Below are 17469 nucleotides of genomic sequence, written 5' to 3'. Positions count from 1 at the left end.
CCGGAACTTCGCTAGACTGGCGGCATGGCTTTCGTCGTCTCCTTCGCGCTGTTCCTGGCAGGCATCTTCCTCTTCTACTTCGCGTTCAACGTCGAAACCCTTCAGGCGCTCGTCTTTTTCGCCGGCATCATCGCGATCAGCCTGTCCTTCGGCATCCCCGCGCACGTCCTCGCCAAGCGCTAGAGGCACCCGCCCGGCCGCTCGCTGAGTTCACGCCCTCCAGCGCGCTTCGAGGGACGCAAACTGTTGTCACCAGTCGCTTGAGCGACATTTTGCGCCCCTTGAACGACGTCCGCGGCATCCGTTGTCCCTCTCGTTCGCTCCATGCCACCAGCGCACGTCGCGTTCACCTTTCGGCAACCTCTGAGCCCACCGGTGTCCCTATCGTCGGCACGTCATGCTTCCGACCGAAAGGTTCACCCGTTGAACTCGCACTCCTCCCGCCGACGCGCGGGCAGCATTCTCGCCGCCAGTACAGGACTCGGCATTCTCCTCACCGGAATGGGCGGCGGTGCCGCCCTGGCCGCCGAACCGTTCCCCGCTGACGACCTGACTCGCACCTACCCCTCGAACACCGCGTACCCGTACGAGTCGATCATGGACTCCTTCTCCGCGCTGCGGAACGATGAGGCGATCGTCGCACACAACGACGCGACCACCATTGCGATCAACCGCTCGGCGACCGCTGAGCAGGTGGATCGAGCAATTGTCGACCAGTACGCAGACATGTCGGTCTCCATGGCGGACGGGCTCGGAGTGAACCTGGGCGCACTCTATGCGGCAGGACGCGAGAACGGCGACCTGCCGAAGGTGGAGGCGCTCCTCGCCAAGAGCGGTGGACTCATCGGCTATCACTCATCGTCGAACCCGTCGAAGGAGTACTTCTCGTACGACCGCCCATACATCCGCTTCGGCGAGAAGCTGCAGTACCGTGACAAGCCGGACGGCGACGCGTGGAATTCGACGAGCGGGGCTTTCCCGAGCGGACACACCTCGCAGGCCTACTGGCAGGGCACAGCGCTGTCGGTGATGCTGCCGGAACTCGCGCCGCAGATCCTCGCCCGAACGGCTGAGGCAGGCCACAACCGCATTGTCATGGGGGCGCACTACCCACTCGATGTCATGAGTGGACGCATGATGGGTAACCACATCGTCGAACGCCGCCTCACCGACACCGAGTTCCGCCCGCTGATCGAGGCTGCCGCCGCCGAACTGCGCACGTATCTCGAGACCGGGTGTGGCGACACGCTGAACGCGTGCATCGCCGCGGACACGGCGTATCTCAGCGATGCGGATGCTGTCGACGTCTTCGAGGAACGGATGACGTACGGCTTCGAGCAGACCGGCGCGGCAGGGCAACCGGTTACCGTTCCGGTGAACGCTGAATCCCTCCTGCTCACCAGCCATCCCGACCTCACCGGCGAGCAGCGCCGGCGAGTGCTCGAACTCACCGCGATCGACTCCGGTTATCCACTCGATTCGGGGAACACTGTTGCCGGGTGGCAGCGACTCAATCTCGCCCGAGCGATGTCGGCGGACGTCGTCGTCAACGCCGACGGCACGGTGTCGCTGGCTGATGACGACGTGACGCCCGTCCCGGTGCCCGATCCGGCCGATCCCGGCACGTCTCCTGAGCCGACGGATCCGGGAACGTCTCCCGAGCCGACGGAACCGGGAACCGCTCCCGAACCGACAACCCCGGCAAGCCCGGTCGAGCCTGACGACACGACTCCGGCCGCCGACGCGAACTCATCGGCGGGAGAACTGGCTGACACCGGAGCCGACGCGCCCATCGCCGGGTTGATCGCGGGCATTGCCGCGCTGCTCGCCGGCGCTGTGCTGCTCGCCGTTCGCCGGAAAGCCGCGAGCCGGTAGAACTTGTACAGGAAGGGGATCCGGCGAAGCCGGGTCCCCTTTTTGGTGTTTCGCGAGGAAACACTTGTGCTCGTAGATGTAGTAGTTCTACTATCGTTCGTATCAGTTCTACGGAGGCACCATGTCGGCTGTGATTGAAGCAAGAGACCTGCAAATGAGTTACGGGAACCGGGTCGTTCTCGACGGGATCGACCTCACCGTCAACCTCGGGGAGCTCGTCGTCATGCTCGGCCCGAACGGCGCGGGCAAGACGACAACCATTGAGCTGCTCGAAGGTTTCCGCAAACGTAACGCCGGAGAGTTACGGGTGCTCGACGTTGATCCCGCGACAGGCGACGACCGTTGGCGGGCGCAAATCGGGGTCGTCCTGCAGTCGTGGCGGGATCACTCCCGCTGGACGGTCCGGCAACTGCTCGACCACATCGGCCAGTTCTACACGCCGTACTCGACCGCAGCGTCACCCCGGCCCCTCGACACCAGTGAGGTCGTCGAGATGGTGGGGCTGCGCGGCAGGGCGGATGCCCAGGTCCGTTCGTTGTCGGGCGGGCAGCGGCGCCGGCTGGACGTGGCCATGGGAATCATCGGGCGGCCTCGGGTACTCTTCCTCGACGAACCCACGGCGGGCTTCGATCCGCAGGCGCGACGGGACTTTCATGAGCTCATCCACCGACTGGTCGATTTTGACGAGACCACGGTGCTTCTGACCACCCATGACCTTGCCGAAGCCGAAATCCTCGCCGACCGCATCGCCATCCTCGACGGCGGCCGGATCCTGGCATCCGGAACCGCGGAGGAGCTCGCGCGCTCGGTCGCGGGAGCCACCGAGGTGAGCTGGGTCCTCGACGGCACACGCCACGTGCACAGCACGAGCGATGGAACAGCGTTCGTCCGCGACCTCATGGCCCGTCACGGCGACGCGGTGTCCGAACTCCGGGTGAAGGAACAGACACTCGAGGACACCTACCTGGCGATGGTTGCCCGACACGAAACTGCCGAAACGGAGACGGTCCGATGAACCCCCAATGGAATGCAACACGAATCGGCATCCGACGCGGATGGCGCGAGTGGATCATCTCGCTGCGGAATCCCGGCGACGTGACGTACACGATCGTCGGAATCGGGATCGCTGTCGTGGTGGTCTTCCTCTATCGCAACGACACCCTCATGCCCGGCGTCGCCACTCCCATGGCGGTGTACGTGCTGGCGAGCATCCTCGCGGTCCAGGTCACGTTCACGTCGGCCTATGCACTGGCCACCCTCATCTCGACGGAACGTGAGGACGGCACTCTCCTGCGGATGAAGTCCCTGCCGTTCGGTCTGCGCGCCTACGCCGTCGGACTGATCGCCCGATCGCTCTTCGAGTTCGCGGCGACGGCCGCGGTGACGATCCTCGCCGCCGCGATCATCCTGTGGCCGGGGCTGGCTCTCTCGGCCGTCGACGTCCTGGTCCTGTTCGGCGTCCTCAGCCTCGGTATCGCGGCGCTCACCTCGTTCGGCTTTGTGATCGGGTCGCTGTTCCGCAGCCCGCGCGCGGTCGGCGGGTGGGGTCTTGTCGTTGTCGGTGGTCTCGTATGGGTATCCGGGCTCATCCAACCGCTCAGTACGATGGCTGGATGGGCACAGGTTCTCGGGCAGGCATCCCCCCTCTACTGGATGGGATTGGGCATTCGCTCAGCCTTGCTTCCCGACGAATTCACGGTGATCGAGCTGGGCGACGAATGGCGGCTCGGGATGGTGTTCCTCGTTCTCGCCGGGTGGACAGCAGCGGGGCTCATCCTGGCACCGGTCCTGCTGTCGCGGATGGCGCGGCGTGAGACCGTCACCAGTGTCGAGCAGGGCAAACAGCGGGCCCTCCAGCGTGTCTGAGCCGACGCGGCCAGGCGAGCAGGTCGACGCGGTCTACAACAGGCTGGCGATGCTCCGGGCGGAGCGACGGGTGTCGCGGCGTGAACTGGCGGATGCTCTCGGCGTCCACTACCAGACCGTGGGCTACCTCGAACGGGGAGAGTACAACCCGAGCCTGCATCTCGCGCTCCGGATCGCAAGGTTCTTCGACGTGCCGCTTGAGTTCGTGTTCTCGACCGAGCCCTTCCCACGCATCGGGCCTGGTTCACAAGACGGATGACCACTCGGATGCCGGTGCGCTAGGGTTCGGGGCACCCACCGTTCCCACCCTCGAAGGGTTCCCCGCATGACTACCTGGTTTCTCACCGGATGCTCCACCGGCCTTGGCCGCGCGCTCGCCGAGGCGGTGCTCGCCCGGGGTGATTCCGCCGCCATCAGCGCTCGTGACCTCGACAGCATCCAGGACCTCGTCGATGCCTACCCCGATACGGCTCTCGGTCTGCCCCTCGACGTGACGGATGCGACGCAGGTCACGAGCGCCGTGCGGGCCGCGGAGGAACGGTTCGGATCGATCGACGTGCTCGTGAACAATGCGGGATACGGCTACCGTGCGGCCGTGGAGGAGGGCGACGACGGTGACGTCGAGCGCCTGTTCGCGACGAACTTCTTCGGACCGGTGGCGCTGATCAAAGAGGTCCTGCCGGGGATGCGCGCGCGGCGGTCTGGCGCGATCGTCAACATCTCGTCGATCGGCGCGCGGATCGCCCCTCCCGGCTCCGGGTACTATGCGGCATCGAAGGCGGCGCTCGAGGGAATGAGCGCGTCGCTTCGGAAAGAGCTCGAGCCGCTGGGGATCTCGGTCATGGCGGTGGAGCCCGGCGGGTTCCGCACCGACTTCGCCGGCCGCTCCCTCACCCAGTCGGCCGTCCCGATCGAGGACTACGCCGAGACGGCAGGCAGACGCCGCAAGGAAGCTGACACGGTGCACGGCACGCAACCCGGTGATCCGGCGAAGGCGGCCACGGCGATTCTCGCAGCGGTCGACTCGCCCGCGACGCCAGGGCTGCTCCTGCTCGGGAGCGACGCGGTCGACGGCTTCCGCGAGGTGGTCGATGCACAGCGTGCTGAACTCGACGAGTGGGAGACAGTCAGCCGGAGCACCACTCTCGAGAGCTGATCTCGATCGGTGTCCGTCCGTGGACGGTGGCTGCGAGGGTGGGCCCCGCCGGGCTCGAACCGGCGACCCGCGGATTAAAAGTCCGATGCTCTACCAACTGAGCTAGAGGCCCCAACACACTTAATCTACCGGTTCCCGCTGGACGATGTGACCACGCGCCCACACCGGGTGCGGGGTACCGTTAACCGTTGCGAATGCGAGAGGGGGAGAGCCATGGCTGAGGAGTTCCACAAGCCGACCAAGTTCCCCGGCAAGATTTTCGAATCCTTCCAGGGCGGAATCGACCCGGCCGAATCGAGCCGGATCGCCCATGAGACGGCGATGGCGCTGCTCGCGCGCGTGCGGCATGACCCTGACCCGGATGTCGTCGACCGGCTCATCGCCTACACCGACGAGAACGGCATCGACACCATCGCCGAGCTGTGGTCCCGCGCGACCGCGCGCAGCCTTCCGGGTGCCCTGTGGCGGATCTACCTGCTGCGGCTGATGATCCGCGAGGACCCGCACGAATCGAGCTATCTGTTCCAGCGCGGGAGCGAAGTGATCGGCACGATCGACCCCGTTGTCGCCGGGGCATCCATGCCGACGGGCCCAGATGAAATCCGGACCCTTGCCGACCGCATCCTCCGCGGCGTCTTCGAGGGGGACTTCGCCGTCGCACTCGAGCGAGCGGCGGCATTCTGCCGGGTGTCAGCCGCCGGTGCTGCGAGCGTCGCAGACGATTCGGATGCCACGGCGCCAGCCCGGTCGGCGGACCTCACCACGCGCGCGTCACGACTCTCGACCCTCGCCCAGGAGCTCGGCAGTTGCGCGAAACTGTGGCGCCACGAGTCACTCGACTGACCCTTCCCGCGGGAACCCGGTGCTGGCTACTGTGGGGGCATGAGCCCAAGCAGTGCGGCACACCCGATCCGGTTGCTCAGGCGCGCCGCCGTTCTGCCCGCCTGGGTCCGGAGGATCGACGCCGCCGTCGGCCGCCGGATCAACGCACGCCGCACGCATCCGCTCATCGATCGAGGATTCGTGCGGTTGTCGCACTCCGCCGACCGCAGCGTGCTGTGGTTCACCGCTGCGGCCGTGCTGGTGCTCCTCACTCGCCACCGGGCGGCGCTTCGCGGTGTGGCGTCACTCACCGTCGCGAGTGCGATCGCGAACCTCGTCGGCAAGCGGCTCTTCGGCGGGGACCGACCGATCCTCAAGGACATTCCCGTCGGGCGCAGGCTGGCGAAGCATCCGGAGTCCGGCTCATTCCCCTCCGGCCACGCCGCCAGTGCGGCGGCATTCGCCACCGGGGTGGCAATGGAGTCACCCCCGATCGGCGCCGTCACAGCTCCGGTAGCGGGTGCGGTGGCCTATTCCCGGCTGCACACCGGCGCGCACTGGCTCTCGGACGTTCTCGGCGGCATTGCGATCGGAGCCGGTGTTGCCCTGCTCGGCAAGATGCTTTTGCCGCTTCCCCCGCGGCGGGCACCTCGCGAAGGTGGCGTACCGGTCCGTCTTCCTCCGTCGGACGACGGCGAGGGGATTTTTCTTGTCGCGAACCCCGGTTCCGGCGCTGCCGTCGTTGGGCGCCAGGATCCACTGCCTGTCCTTCGGGACCGTCTCCCAGCGGCGCGCATCCACGTCCTCACCGAGGACGATGACGTTACCGCGATCCTGTCCGAGGCGCTCGAGGGGACGGATCCGCCCCGGATCCTCGGTGTCTGCGGCGGCGACGGAACCGTGTCGGCGACGGCGCAGATCGCACGCACGGCGAATCTGCCGCTGCTGATCGTTCCCGGAGGAACCTTCAACCACTTTGCCCGAACGGCGGGAGTCGAATCGGTCGACGACGCGCTCGCTGCCCTGCATGCAGGGGAAGGGCTCGTCGTCGATGTGGGCGAGCTTCGACTCAGCACGGGGGAGCCGGAAACGGTGCTCAACGCGGCATCCGTCGGAAGTTATCCAGACTTCGTGACCGAGAGGGAGAAGCACGAGGAACCGCTCGGCAAGTGGATCGCCGGGATTCTCGCTGCGACCCGGGTGCTGCGCAGAAGCGAGCCGGTCGAGCTCGTGGTCGATGGCCGGAACGTCCGCGCCTGGTCACTCTTCGTCGGGATCAATCGCAACCATCCGATCATCCCCGCACCGCTGCAGCGCCGCCGTCTCGATGATGGACTCCTCGACGTGCGTATCCTTCACGCTCGAAGCCGTGTCCATGCGATCGCATCTCTGTCGTTCGGCAGAAAAACCAGTGCGCTCATGCACTGGCTCCTCCCGGTGACGTCGGCGGTCGAGTCGTTCACCGTCCCGGAGCTTGCCGTGGCCGTTCTTCCGCGTGAGGGTCAGGCGCCCGGCTTCGCTCACGATGGAGAGGTCGACATCGCTGCGGACGACCGCGGGATGCCACAGGGCGGCTACCTTTCGACCGTACGGATCGTCGAGGGCGGGCTCCGCATCTACGCGCCGCACCGGTAGCGAACCGTAGCGGCTCACGCGCCCGTGAGCCAGTATGTTCGCGACCCGAGAACAGGGAACATTCCCGAGTGCGGGTTGTTACACTTGATCAGGCCGGGCCGCATAACCCCGGGCTCCAATTTTTGCCGCTGCGAGCGGCCTTCCGCCGAGAGGCGTTTTGCGGCCCGGTCCTTTTCTTTTAAGCCGCTCGTTCGATCGAGATCGCAGTAGTGGCCCTACCATCGGGACTTTTCGGGCGCGTACTGCAATCTCGATGACCGGCAGCCGCGAAGTCTGGCAGTTGGCTGAGATCAAAGAACCACGGCAAACCAATTCGCGAACCGCGCCGAACCATGAGCAACCCACCCGGTGACAATCACCACCAGGGCACCTTCCAAGGAGAACCTCATGAAAAAGGCAACACCCCTCGTCGGCGCAGCACTCGCCGCAGCCCTTCTTCTTTCCGGCTGCAGCATGGGCGCTGCAAGCGAAACCATGTCCAGTGACGAGAGCACCTCGTCGAGCACGGGCATGACAGACACCGTCAACAGCGACGGCGCAGCCCTCCGCGCAACCCTCACCTCGCAGTTCAGCGACCACGTCTATCTCGCCAGTGCAGCCCTTCATGCAGCGCTCGCCGCTGGTGGAGACCTGACCGAGCCGAAGACCGCTGGAGCCGTTGCAGCACTCGACGCGAACTCCGTCGACATCGCCGCATCCGTCGGGTCGGTTTACCCGGATGCCGAGGAGCCCTTCCTCGAGTCCTGGCGCGAGCACATCGGATTCTTCGTCGACTACACGCTGGGTGAAGCGACCGGTGACCAGGAAATGTCCGACATGGCAGTCGCCAGCCTCACCGAGTACTCGGCTGAATTCGGTGAACTGCTGAACTCGGTCGTTCCGACCCTGCCCGCTGAGGCTGTCGAAGAGGCACTGAAGATGCACGCCGAGACGCTCATCGCGGCGATCGACGCGGACATCGCCGGTGACCCCGAGTACTACACCCTCCTCAAGGACGCAGCGGGCCACATGCCGATGACGGCAACCGCCATCGCCAGCGCCATCGCTGAGGACCAGGAAATCGAGTAACATCCTTCGTTCTCGGGCGGGCGACGGTATCACATCCGTCGCCCGCCCGAGCGGCGTCACCCGAATGGCGATGAACCTGACATGCTAGTTCTCGTGGAGAATGCACCAGGTACCGAGAGCAACGTCGTGGCTCCCGGCGACCTCGACACCTTGCTCGGTCAGATTGCGACCGGCAACCAGCAGGCATTCGCGTCGCTGTATGACCTCGTCGCCCCGCGTGTTCTCGGCCTGATCCGCAAGGTCCTCATCGACCATGCTCAGTCCGAAGAAGTCGCCCAGGAGGTCTTCCTCGAGATTTGGCAGAACGCGACTCGGTTCGAATCGAGCAGGGGAGCGGCATCCTCCTGGATCATGACCATCGCCCACCGCCGGGCGATCGACCGGGTTCGAGCCTCACAGGCCGGCCGGGACCGCGACGTGAGAATCGGCATCCGTGACTTTCCCGATGCTTTTGACGAGGTCGCGGAATCGGCTGAAATCTCGATCGAACACGATCGCGTCAGCCGGGCCATGGCCGCACTCACCGAAATTCAGCGACAGGCTGTGTCGCTTGCCTACTACGGCGGATACAGTCAAAGCGAGGTTGCGGAGATTCTCTCCGTTCCCCTCGGAACCGTGAAAACCCGTCTGCGTGACGGAATGATGAAACTACGAGACGAAATGGGGGTGGCATCATGACCGAGAACCGGAACCCTTCCGAACTTGCCGGAGCGTACGCCCTCAACGCACTAAGTGCCGAGGAACGCGCCGAATACGAGGGCTACCTGGCCACATCCGCCGAAGCCCGCCGAGAAGCGGACAGCTTCGAGAGCACCGCGGCGGCTCTCGGCCTCGACGCCCCGCCAGTGCAGCCGTCGGCAGCCCTGCGCGCTAACGTGCTGGCAGCGATCGCATCGACCCCGCAGCGGCCGCGTGAAGACGCGCAGAAGGCGGATGCCGCCGGGCAGCCATCGACGACGCCTCGCGCCGCGGAAACTCCCGAGCCCGCGCAGCAGGCACAGCCCACGCGACTGACGTCGGTTCCAGCGACTCCAACGGCTCAGGGTCCAACAACTCAGGCCCCCACGACGAAGGCATCGATGCCGACGTCGACGAAGGCGCAGCGCAAAGCGACCAGGCGCTGGTACACCCAACCGCTTGCGGCCGCTGTTGCCGCCGTTGCGCTCGTCGTGACGCTGATCGGTGTCAATGGAATCACCACGGCGCTCAACAATGGGAACGGCCTGCCCGAGGCCCTGCAGCTCGCGCAGATCAACGCTCAGCCCGATTCGCAGCGTGAAACGGTCAAGCTGACGAACATCAACGACGGTGAGCAGGTTGTCGCCACCCTCGTCTGGTCCGGGCAGCTCGGACAGTCGGTTCTCCTCGTTGACGGCCTCGCGTCACTCACCGAAGAGCAAACCTACGAACTCTGGTACATCCGCGAGGACGGTCCGATCTCGGCTGGAACCTTCAACACGACCGGGTCCGGCGACAGCTGGCGCGTGCTCGACGGAGAGATGGGCGAAGGCGACGCCGTTGGCGTCACCGTCGAACCGGCTGGTGGATCTGAACAGCCGACGACCGACCCACTCATCGTGATCCCGACCGCGTAGGCGCTTAACGACACAAGCAGGAGGAACAGTAGTTCCTCCTGCTTTCGTTGCCCCCCGGCCGGTGCCTCGAACCGCGGATTGTTATCCGAAGCGACCCGAGACGTAGTCCTCAGTCGCCTGGACGGTCGGCTGAGTGAAGATGGTGTCTGTGTCGTTGTACTCGATGAGCTTGCCCGGCTTCCCGGTGCCGGCGATATTGAAGAACGCCGTCCGGTCGGACACCCGCGACGCCTGCTGCATGTTGTGGGTCACGATGACGATCGTGTACTCGTTCTTGAGTTCCTCGATCAGGTCTTCGATGGCGAGGGTGGAGATCGGGTCGAGTGCTGAACACGGCTCGTCCATGAGGAGAATGTCCGGTGACACGGCGATGGCCCGCGCGATGCAGAGGCGCTGCTGCTGACCGCCGGAGAGGCTGGAGCCGGGCTTGTCGAGACGGTCCTTGACCTCGTTCCACAGGTTCGCGCCCCGGAGGGACTTCTCGGCGAGGTCGTCAGCCGCCGACTTCGAGATGCGGCGGTTGTTGAGCGTCACCCCGGCGAGCACGTTCTCACGAATCGACATTGTCGGGAACGGGTTCGGCCGCTGGAACACCATGCCGATGTTGCGGCGCACGAGAACCGGGTCCACGCCGGTTCCGTAGAGGTTGTCACCGTCGATGAGCACTTCACCCTCGACCCTGGCGCCGGGGATGACCTCGTGCATGCGGTTGAGCGTGCGGAGGAACGTGGACTTGCCACAACCCGATGGGCCGATGAAGGCGGTGACGCTGCGGGGCTCGATGGTGAGCGAGACGTCTTCGACGGCGAGGAACTTGCTGTAGTAGACGTTGAGGTCTTTGACTTCGATGCGCTTGGACATGTTTTCCTTTGGAGCTAGCGGCCCAGTTTGGGCGAGAAGAGCCGGGCGACGATTCGGGCGATGAGGTTCAGCGCCATCACGATGAGAATGAGGGCGAGGGCAGCTGCCCACGCACGGTCCAGGTACGCCTGTGCGTCGGTGCCCTGGCTGACATATGAGCTGTAGACAAAGACGGGAAGGCTCTGCATCCGGCCCTCGAACGGGTTGTAATTCATGTTCTGGGTGAACCCAGCTGCAACGAGGAGTGGGGCCGTCTCGCCGATGACTCGAGCGATGGCGAGCATCACTCCCGTCGTGATTCCGGCGAGTGAGGTCGGAAGCACGACCTTGAGAATGGTCAGCCACTTCGGGACACCGAGCGCGAAAGCGGCCTCGCGCAGCTCGTTGGGAACAAGCCGCAGCATCTCTTCACTCGAGCGGACGACCACGGGGATCATGAGCACGCTGAGAGCCACAGCACCGGCGATACCCAGCCGGATGCCGGGACCGAAGACGAGGCTGAAGAGCGCGTAGGCGAACAGGCCGGCCACGATCGAGGGGATGCCGGTCATGACGTCGACGAAGAACGTGATCGCGCGGGCGAGTGCTCCGCGTCCGTACTCGACCAGGTAGATCGAGGTGAGCAAACCGACGGGGACCGAGATGACCGTTGCGATACCCGTCATGATGAGGGTTCCGATGATGGCGTGGAGGACTCCTCCGCCCTGGCCGACGACGTTCCGCATCGACTCGGAGAACAACTGAAGGTCGAATCGCTCCGTTCCCCTCGACAGCACAGTGATGAAGAGAGAGATCAAGGGTGCCAGCGCGATGATGAAAGCGCTCGAGACCAGCGTCGTGACCAGGCGGTCCTTGGCCTTGCGAATCCCCTCGACGAGAAGAGCCGTGACGTAGATGAGGACGCCGTTGAGGACACCGGTGAGCACGATGGCTCCCGCGACGTTGAAGTCGCCTCCGGATGCCGCCTGGAACAGCGCGAAGATAGCCAGGCTGACGAGGAGGGACACTCCGAGGATCGCCCACGGAACCCAGGGACCGAGGCGCCCGCTCGCGTAGACGTTCGACATCTGCCCGCGGGGAGGAGGGGTGGGGGCGCTCATGCGCACCGACGGAGCTGCTGTTGTCTGTGCCATTAGTTCGCTCCCGAGAATTCTTTGCGGCGGCTGATGACATACCGCGCAAGGGCGTTGATGACCAGAGTGATCGCGAAGAGCATGAGGCCGGTCGCGATGAGCAGGTTGACGTTGAGGCCGTATGCCTCAGGGAAGCTCAGCGCGATGTTCGCGGCGATCGTGCTCGGGTTGGATGAGGTCAGCAGCGCGACAGTGATGGCGCCGGACGACGAGAGCACCATGGCGACCGCCATTGTCTCGCCGAGCGCCCGGCCGAGGCCGAGCATTGCTGCTGAGATGATGCCGGCGCGACCGAACGGCAGCACTGCCACGCGGATCATCTCCCACCTGGTGGCACCGAGGGCAAGAGCGGCCTCTTCGTGGAGGACAGGGGTCTGGAGGAAAATCTCACGGCAGAGGGCGGTGATGATCGGCAGGATCATGACGGCGAGGACAACGGATGCCGTGAGAATGGTGCGGCCGGTGCCAGAAGCCTGCCCGGCGAACAGCGGGAACCAGCCGAGGTTCTCGGTCAGCCAGCTGTAGAACGGCTGCACCGCGGGGGCGAGGGTATTTGCACCCCACAGGCCGAAGACGACCGAAGGCACTGCGGCGAGAAGGTCGATGACGTAGCCGAGTCCCTGCGCCAGCCTGCGCGGGGCATAGTGCGAGATGAAGAGCGCGATGCCGATGGCAACGGGCACGGCCAGGACGAGGGCGATGGCGGCTGACCAGACGGTGCCGTAGACGAGGGGCCAGACGTACGACCAGAAGCTCTGCCCGGAGAGGATTGAGATGTCATTCGGGTCCGTGGTGACAGCGGGAACACTCTGCATCACCAGGAACGCGGCGACGGCGGCGAGGGTGGCGAGGATCAGACTTCCCGCGGTGAGTGCCGCGCCCGAGAAGACCCGGTCGGCGAGCCGTTGGACCGGCTTCGGGTGGGCGGCTGGCGCCTGGGCGACCGCTGGCGTCGACATCTGCTGGGTTACTCCTGTAGTCGATGGGGTGGGTGCGGAGGTACCGCAACCCGTTGTGACCCCGGGTGCGCCTGGAGAGGCGCACCCGGGGTCATCGTCGGTGTTACTTGATGAGTTCGATTGCCGCCTGTGCCTTTTCGGTCAGGTCTGCAGAGATCGGTGCGGAGCCCGCGGATTCCGCAGAAACAGTCTGACCCTCTTCGCTCACAATGTAGCTGAAGTATTCCTTGACGAGCTCGCCGGCTTCGGCGTCCTCGTACTCGGCGCAGCCGATGAGGTAGCTGATCAGGACGATCGGGTAGACACCTTCTGCAGTCGACGCACGGTCGAGTTCGATGGCGAGGTCGCCTTCGCCGCGGCCTTCGGCAGCGGGAGACGCGTCAACGATGGCCGCAGCGGCTTCTGCGGAGTACGGGACGTACTCTTCGCCGACCTTGACGGCGACAGTTCCGAGCTCGCCGGCGCGGGACGCGTCAGCGTAACCAATGGTTCCGGATCCGCCGGTCACGGCGTCGACGACGCCGGAGGTCTGCGATGCAGCCTCTCCGCCGTCAACCGGCCACACGCCGTCAGCTTCCCAGGTCCAGACGTCAGGTGCGGTGACGTTGAGGTAGTCGGTGAAGTTCTCGGTCGTTCCTGAGTCGTCCGCGCGGTGCACGGCGGTGATCGCCAGGTCGGGAAGCTCTGCATCGGCGTTCTGCGAAACGATGGCCTCATCGTTCCAGTTCGTGATGTCGCCGGTGAAGATGCCCGCGATCGTCGCAGGGTCGAGATTCAGCGTCTCGATGCCCTCGAGGTTGAAGATGACGGCGATGGGGGAGACGTATGCGGGCAACTCGACGATGCCGGTGCCGGGGACGCACGCTGCGAAGTTGTCCTCTGCGATTTCCTCATCGTTGAACGCACGGTCCGAACCTGCGAAGGAGCTGCCGCCGGCGATGAACGTGTCGCGCCCTGCGCCGGATCCGGCGGGGTCGTACTCGATGGTCACATCAGGGTTGGTCTTCTGGAATGCAGAAACCCAGGCTTCCTGGGCTGACTGCTGCGACGACGCGCCGCCGCCGACGAGGGTGCCGGTGAGCGTGCTCTCGGAGTCGGTGTTGTCTCCCGCGGATGCGCCTTCGTTCGCGGCACATGAGGTCAGGGTGAGAGCGGCAAGTGCTGCGACAGCCGCGACGCGGCCGAACTTGTTGAACTTCACGGATTTGTGTCCATTCATTGTGATTTCGGGACGGACCGGTGCAGGCCCACGAAGTACGTTAAGCGCGTGGCCTTACGAGAGTCCCTCACAATGGTGAACGGGAGGTTAACGACGACCGACCAGTGGGGTCGGCATCGCTCACGCCCGTGGCTCGTGCGTTTCGATCGAGATGATTCCCGAACTCGGATTCGTCGCAGAGAGATGCACGACGCTGAATGCGCCGGTCGGCAGATCCGCGGCGCTCGAGAGGTAGGAACCGCTCAGACTTCCCGTCGCGAGGGCGATCTCCCGCAGAATCTCCGGCAGCACCGGCCCGTGGCTGCACAACACGGCCGTCTTTCCGGACCGCACCCGTTTGCCGACCACTTTGCGCACGTCGGCTTCGCCGCGTTCGTAGGCGTCCTGGCTGATCAGATCCGTCCGGCGAAGATCCAGACCGGATGCCGCGGCGAGCGGAGCCGCCGTCGTCACGCAGCGAACGGCGGTGCTCGAGACGATGCGCTTGACGCCGAACGCCTGCAGCGTGGGGACGACGCTCGACGCCTGCTCGACTCCGCGCGCGGTCAGCGGACGCGTGGCGTCGGGCCCCGCCCACGACGACGCAGGGATTGCTTTCCCGTGCCGGAGAGCGATGATCGCGAAGGTTGACGAGATGCCGTCGTCGAGCAGGTCCGTGAAGGTCGACAGAATTTCGACATCCGGGGCGTGGCTCAGGTAACTGCGTGCCTTGCGCGGGGTCACCCACTCGAGTGCGGCGACTTCGTCGTTGGGCACGAAGGTCGAGGAGCGGACGGCGCCGTCGCTGACCTCAGCCGCCCAGTAATGCACGATCTTTTCCCGCCCGGATGACAGCGGGTAGCGGGATACCCCGAGCGGCACGCCGAGCGACACGGCCAGGCCGGTCTCCTCGAGGATTTCCCGTACAGCGGTCTGGGGGAGCGATTCGCCCGGGTCGACCTTGCCCTTCGGGAGGGAGACATCCGCATATTTGGTGCGGTGGATGACGAGCACGTGGATCTTGCCGTCGATCCTGCGCCAGCACACGGCGCCTGCGGCGTACACGGCCGTCGTCACCGTCGGGTCCTCGGCCGGCGGCGGAGGCTGGTCTTGAGCATCAGGCGGTCCTGCAGGTCGACGAGCGCAGCGCCGGATTCGTCCGTTGAGTGCCTCTCCCAGATCCCGTCCGCCCCGAGGTGCCACGTCGACGTCTTGTCGTCCATGGCGACGTCGAACAACGCCCCGATCTCGCTGAGGTGGGCGGGTGCAGTCAGGCGCACAAGCGCCTCGACCCTGCGGTCGAGGTTCCGGTGCATCATGTCCGCGCTGCCGATGAAGACGCGGGGATCGCCGTCGTTGACGAACGAGAAGACCCGCGAGTGCTCGAGGAACCGGCCGAGGATCGACCGGACCCGGATGTTCTCGCTCATTCCCGGCTGCCCCGGCCGCAGGCTGCAGATGCCGCGGACCCAGATGTCGACAGGAACTCCGGCCTGGCTTGCGCGGTACAGCCCGTCGATGATCGCCTCGTCGACGATCGAGTTCACCTTGATCCGGATGCCGCTCGGCTTGCCGGCCTCTGCGTTCCGTCGTTCCTGATCGATGTGCTTGAGCAGGCCCTTCCTGAGGTGGAGCGGGGCGACGAGGAGCCGCTTGAACTTCTTCTCGATCGCGTATCCGGAGAGTTCGTTGAACAGGCGGGTGAGGTCCTTGCCCACCTGCGCGTCAGCGGTGAACAGGCCCAGGTCCTCATAGATCCGGCTTGTCTTCGGGTTGTAGTTGCCGGTACCGATGTGGCTGTAGTGCTGCAGCGTGCCCTTCTCCTCGCGGATGACGAGGGCAAGCTTGCAGTGGGTCTTGAGGCCGACGAGGCCGTACACGACGTGTACACCCGCCTTCTCCAGTTTGCGCGCCCAGGTGATATTGGCCTGCTCATCGAATCGTGCCTTGATCTCGACGAGGGCGAGCACCTGCTTCCCTGCCTCGGCGGCATCGATGAGTGCCTCGACGATGGGGGAGTCACCGGAGGTGCGGTAAAGCGTCTGCTTGATCGCGAGCACCTGGGGGTCGGCGGCCGCCTGCTCGAGGAACGCCTGCACGCTCGTCGCAAAGGACTCGTACGGGTGGTGGACGAGAACATCCTGCCGGGCGATGGCGCCGAAGATGTCCGCCTTGGCGTTGGGCTCGGCCGGCTGGAACTGCACAACCGTCGTCGGCACGCGTGGCGGGTAGCGCAGGTCGGGGCGGTCGATCCCTGACAGGCTGAACAGGCCACCGAGGTCGAGCGGTGCCGGGAGCCGGTACACCTCCTGGTCGGTGACATCGAGTTCGCGAACGAGCAGGTCGAGAGTCACGTCGTCCATGTCCTCGGTGATCTCGAGGCGGATCGGCGGGCCGAACCGGCGGCGCAGCAACTCCTTCTCGAGGGCCTGGATGAGGTTCTCGGTTTCGTCCTCTTCGATTTCGACGTCTTCGTTGCGGGTGACGCGGAAGACGTGGTGCTCGATGATCTCCATGCCGGGGAAGAGGTCCCCGAGGTGATTGGCGATGAGGTCTTCGAGTGGAATGTACTGCACGTTCTCGAGTGATGCGTTGGGGTCGACCGGCACGAAGCGGGGGAGCATCTGCGGGACCTTGAGGCGGGCGAATTCCTGCCGGCCGGTCTTGGAGTTCCTCACGCGAACGGCGAGGTTGAGCGACAGGCCCGAGATATACGGGAACGGATGTGCCGGGTCGACGGCCAGGGGCATCAGGACCGGGAAGATCTGCTGGCCGAAGTAGTCGCGAAGTCGTTCGTGGTCGTCGTCGGTGAGGGAATCCCACGTCACGACATTGACACCCGCGGCGGTGAGATCGGGTTTGACGAGTTCGGACCACGCCCGGGCATGACGCGCCTGCAGCTCGTGCGCCGTCTGGGAGATGTCGCTCAGCACGTCGGCGGGAGCGCGACCCACGTTCGTCGGAACGGCGAGGCCGGTGAGCACGCGCCGCTTGAGCCCGGCGACACGCACCATGAAGAACTCGTCGAGGTTCGACGCGAAGATCGCGAGGAAGTTGGCGCGCTCGAGCGCCGGAACCGTTGGGTCCTCGGCGAGTTCGAGCACCCGCTGGTTGAACGCGAGCCAGCTCACTTCCCTGTCGAGATAGCGGCCTTCGGGGAGGGCGGGATCGTCGCGTTCGAATACCGGGTCGAAGTCGTCGTCGTCGCCGCCAAGGCCCGAGTCGAGCGCGATGCTGTCAGCTACCATGCAAACATCTTGTCACCTCGGGCGCGGCCGTGGAGCCAGCGCAAGCGAACAGT

Annotated in this window: 17 protein-coding genes and 1 tRNA gene; 11 read left to right on the top strand and 7 right to left on the bottom strand. The window is 65.3% G+C overall.

The window, feature by feature from the left end:
* The first annotated feature begins 24 nt into the window (after positions 1-24).
* The 6 genes from ACWA1Q_RS10980 (at position 25) to ACWA1Q_RS10955 (ending at position 4897) form a co-directional block, all read left to right on the top strand.
* On the top strand, positions 25-183 hold the full coding sequence (locus ACWA1Q_RS10980; protein WP_463757347.1) for a hypothetical protein: 159 nt from the start codon (positions 25-27) through the stop codon (positions 181-183).
* Between the two features lie 240 nt (positions 184-423).
* Positions 424-1875: an acid phosphatase gene (locus ACWA1Q_RS10975; protein ID WP_463757345.1), complete on the top strand. Its 1452-nt coding sequence runs from the start codon at positions 424-426 to the stop codon at positions 1873-1875.
* Between the two features lie 154 nt (positions 1876-2029).
* The gene (locus ACWA1Q_RS10970) at positions 2030-2890 is read left to right on the top strand and encodes an ABC transporter ATP-binding protein (protein WP_463757343.1); all 861 of its coding nucleotides are present in this window, start codon (positions 2030-2032) and stop codon (positions 2888-2890) included.
* The gene (locus ACWA1Q_RS10965) at positions 2887-3741 is read left to right on the top strand and encodes an ABC transporter permease (RefSeq protein WP_463757341.1); all 855 of its coding nucleotides are present in this window, start codon (positions 2887-2889) and stop codon (positions 3739-3741) included. Before ACWA1Q_RS10970 ends, ACWA1Q_RS10965 begins: the two co-directional genes overlap by 4 nt.
* Positions 3734-4000 (top strand): helix-turn-helix transcriptional regulator, encoded by a 267-nt coding sequence (locus ACWA1Q_RS10960; RefSeq protein ID WP_463757340.1) that lies wholly within the window; start codon positions 3734-3736, stop codon positions 3998-4000. Before ACWA1Q_RS10965 ends, ACWA1Q_RS10960 begins: the two co-directional genes overlap by 8 nt.
* Before the next feature lie 66 nt (positions 4001-4066).
* A complete protein-coding gene (locus ACWA1Q_RS10955; protein ID WP_463757339.1) occupies positions 4067-4897 on the top strand; it encodes an oxidoreductase in 831 nt (276 codons plus the stop codon).
* A gap of 39 nt (positions 4898-4936) precedes the next feature.
* On the opposite strand, the gene ACWA1Q_RS10950 is transcribed toward ACWA1Q_RS10955, so the two are convergent.
* Positions 4937-5009: transfer RNA gene (locus tag ACWA1Q_RS10950), tRNA-Lys, on the bottom strand.
* A gap of 101 nt (positions 5010-5110) precedes the next feature.
* Between ACWA1Q_RS10950 and ACWA1Q_RS10945 the strand changes: the two genes are divergently transcribed.
* From ACWA1Q_RS10945 to ACWA1Q_RS10925, 5 genes are all read left to right on the top strand, one after another.
* Positions 5111-5740, top strand: coding sequence for a DNA-directed RNA polymerase subunit beta (locus ACWA1Q_RS10945; RefSeq protein ID WP_463757337.1), 630 nt, complete (start codon positions 5111-5113; stop codon positions 5738-5740).
* Between the two features lie 39 nt (positions 5741-5779).
* A complete protein-coding gene (locus ACWA1Q_RS10940; RefSeq protein ID WP_463757336.1) occupies positions 5780-7354 on the top strand; it encodes a phosphatase PAP2 family protein in 1575 nt (524 codons plus the stop codon).
* 387 nt (positions 7355-7741) lie between these two features.
* On the top strand, positions 7742-8422 hold the full coding sequence (locus ACWA1Q_RS10935; protein WP_463757335.1) for a hypothetical protein: 681 nt from the start codon (positions 7742-7744) through the stop codon (positions 8420-8422).
* Positions 8423-8503: 81 nt separating this feature from the next.
* Positions 8504-9100 (top strand): sigma-70 family RNA polymerase sigma factor, encoded by a 597-nt coding sequence (locus ACWA1Q_RS10930; RefSeq protein WP_463757333.1) that lies wholly within the window; start codon positions 8504-8506, stop codon positions 9098-9100.
* Positions 9097-10017, top strand: a complete 921-nt coding sequence (locus ACWA1Q_RS10925; RefSeq protein WP_463757332.1) for an anti-sigma factor — start codon at positions 9097-9099, stop codon at positions 10015-10017. Before ACWA1Q_RS10930 ends, ACWA1Q_RS10925 begins: the two co-directional genes overlap by 4 nt.
* Positions 10018-10098: 81 nt before the next feature.
* Here ACWA1Q_RS10925 and pstB read toward each other — a convergent pair whose 3' ends face one another.
* From pstB to ACWA1Q_RS10895, 6 genes are all read right to left on the bottom strand, one after another.
* Entirely contained in the window at positions 10099-10878 is a 780-nt protein-coding gene (pstB, locus tag ACWA1Q_RS10920; RefSeq protein WP_463757331.1) for a phosphate ABC transporter ATP-binding protein PstB, read from the bottom strand.
* A gap of 14 nt (positions 10879-10892) precedes the next feature.
* Positions 10893-12011 (bottom strand): phosphate ABC transporter permease PstA, encoded by a 1119-nt coding sequence (gene pstA / locus ACWA1Q_RS10915; protein WP_463757329.1) that lies wholly within the window; start codon positions 12009-12011, stop codon positions 10893-10895.
* Positions 12011-12970: a phosphate ABC transporter permease subunit PstC gene (pstC, locus tag ACWA1Q_RS10910; protein WP_463757327.1), complete on the bottom strand. Its 960-nt coding sequence runs from the start codon at positions 12968-12970 to the stop codon at positions 12011-12013. The genes pstA and pstC overlap by 1 nt, the downstream gene beginning before the upstream one ends.
* A 103-nt stretch (positions 12971-13073) precedes the next feature.
* Positions 13074-14171, bottom strand: a complete 1098-nt coding sequence (locus ACWA1Q_RS10905) for a phosphate ABC transporter substrate-binding protein PstS (RefSeq protein WP_463757326.1) — start codon at positions 14169-14171, stop codon at positions 13074-13076.
* A gap of 138 nt (positions 14172-14309) precedes the next feature.
* The gene (locus ACWA1Q_RS10900) at positions 14310-15245 is read right to left on the bottom strand and encodes an NUDIX hydrolase (protein ID WP_463757324.1); all 936 of its coding nucleotides are present in this window, start codon (positions 15243-15245) and stop codon (positions 14310-14312) included.
* Positions 15242-17416, bottom strand: a complete 2175-nt coding sequence (locus ACWA1Q_RS10895; RefSeq protein ID WP_463757322.1) for an RNA degradosome polyphosphate kinase — start codon at positions 17414-17416, stop codon at positions 15242-15244. The genes ACWA1Q_RS10900 and ACWA1Q_RS10895 overlap by 4 nt, the downstream gene beginning before the upstream one ends.
* Positions 17417-17469 lie beyond the last annotated feature (53 nt).

The organism is Mycetocola sp. TRD_SC_2 (assembly GCF_055361225.1).
Note: the sequence above shows the minus strand (reverse complement) of the source record. Positions and strands in the feature narration are given on the sequence as shown.

Coding starts and splice junctions, on each gene's coding strand:
- ACWA1Q_RS10980 (WP_463757347.1), top strand. CDS start 25: ATGGCTTTCGTCGTCTCCTTCGCGCTGTTCCTGGCAGGCATCTTCCTC.
- ACWA1Q_RS10970 (WP_463757343.1), top strand. CDS start 2,030: ATGAGTTACGGGAACCGGGTCGTTCTCGACGGGATCGACCTCACCGTC.
- ACWA1Q_RS10965 (WP_463757341.1), top strand. CDS start 2,887: ATGAACCCCCAATGGAATGCAACACGAATCGGCATCCGACGCGGATGG.
- ACWA1Q_RS10955 (WP_463757339.1), top strand. CDS start 4,067: ATGACTACCTGGTTTCTCACCGGATGCTCCACCGGCCTTGGCCGCGCG.
- ACWA1Q_RS10945 (WP_463757337.1), top strand. CDS start 5,111: ATGGCTGAGGAGTTCCACAAGCCGACCAAGTTCCCCGGCAAGATTTTC.
- ACWA1Q_RS10940 (WP_463757336.1), top strand. CDS start 5,780: ATGAGCCCAAGCAGTGCGGCACACCCGATCCGGTTGCTCAGGCGCGCC.
- ACWA1Q_RS10935 (WP_463757335.1), top strand. CDS start 7,742: ATGAAAAAGGCAACACCCCTCGTCGGCGCAGCACTCGCCGCAGCCCTT.
- ACWA1Q_RS10930 (WP_463757333.1), top strand. CDS start 8,504: ATGCTAGTTCTCGTGGAGAATGCACCAGGTACCGAGAGCAACGTCGTG.
- ACWA1Q_RS10925 (WP_463757332.1), top strand. CDS start 9,097: ATGACCGAGAACCGGAACCCTTCCGAACTTGCCGGAGCGTACGCCCTC.
- pstB (WP_463757331.1), bottom strand. CDS start 10,878: ATGTCCAAGCGCATCGAAGTCAAAGACCTCAACGTCTACTACAGCAAG.
- pstA (WP_463757329.1), bottom strand. CDS start 12,011: ATGGCACAGACAACAGCAGCTCCGTCGGTGCGCATGAGCGCCCCCACC.
- pstC (WP_463757327.1), bottom strand. CDS start 12,970: ATGTCGACGCCAGCGGTCGCCCAGGCGCCAGCCGCCCACCCGAAGCCG.
- ACWA1Q_RS10895 (WP_463757322.1), bottom strand. CDS start 17,416: ATGGTAGCTGACAGCATCGCGCTCGACTCGGGCCTTGGCGGCGACGAC.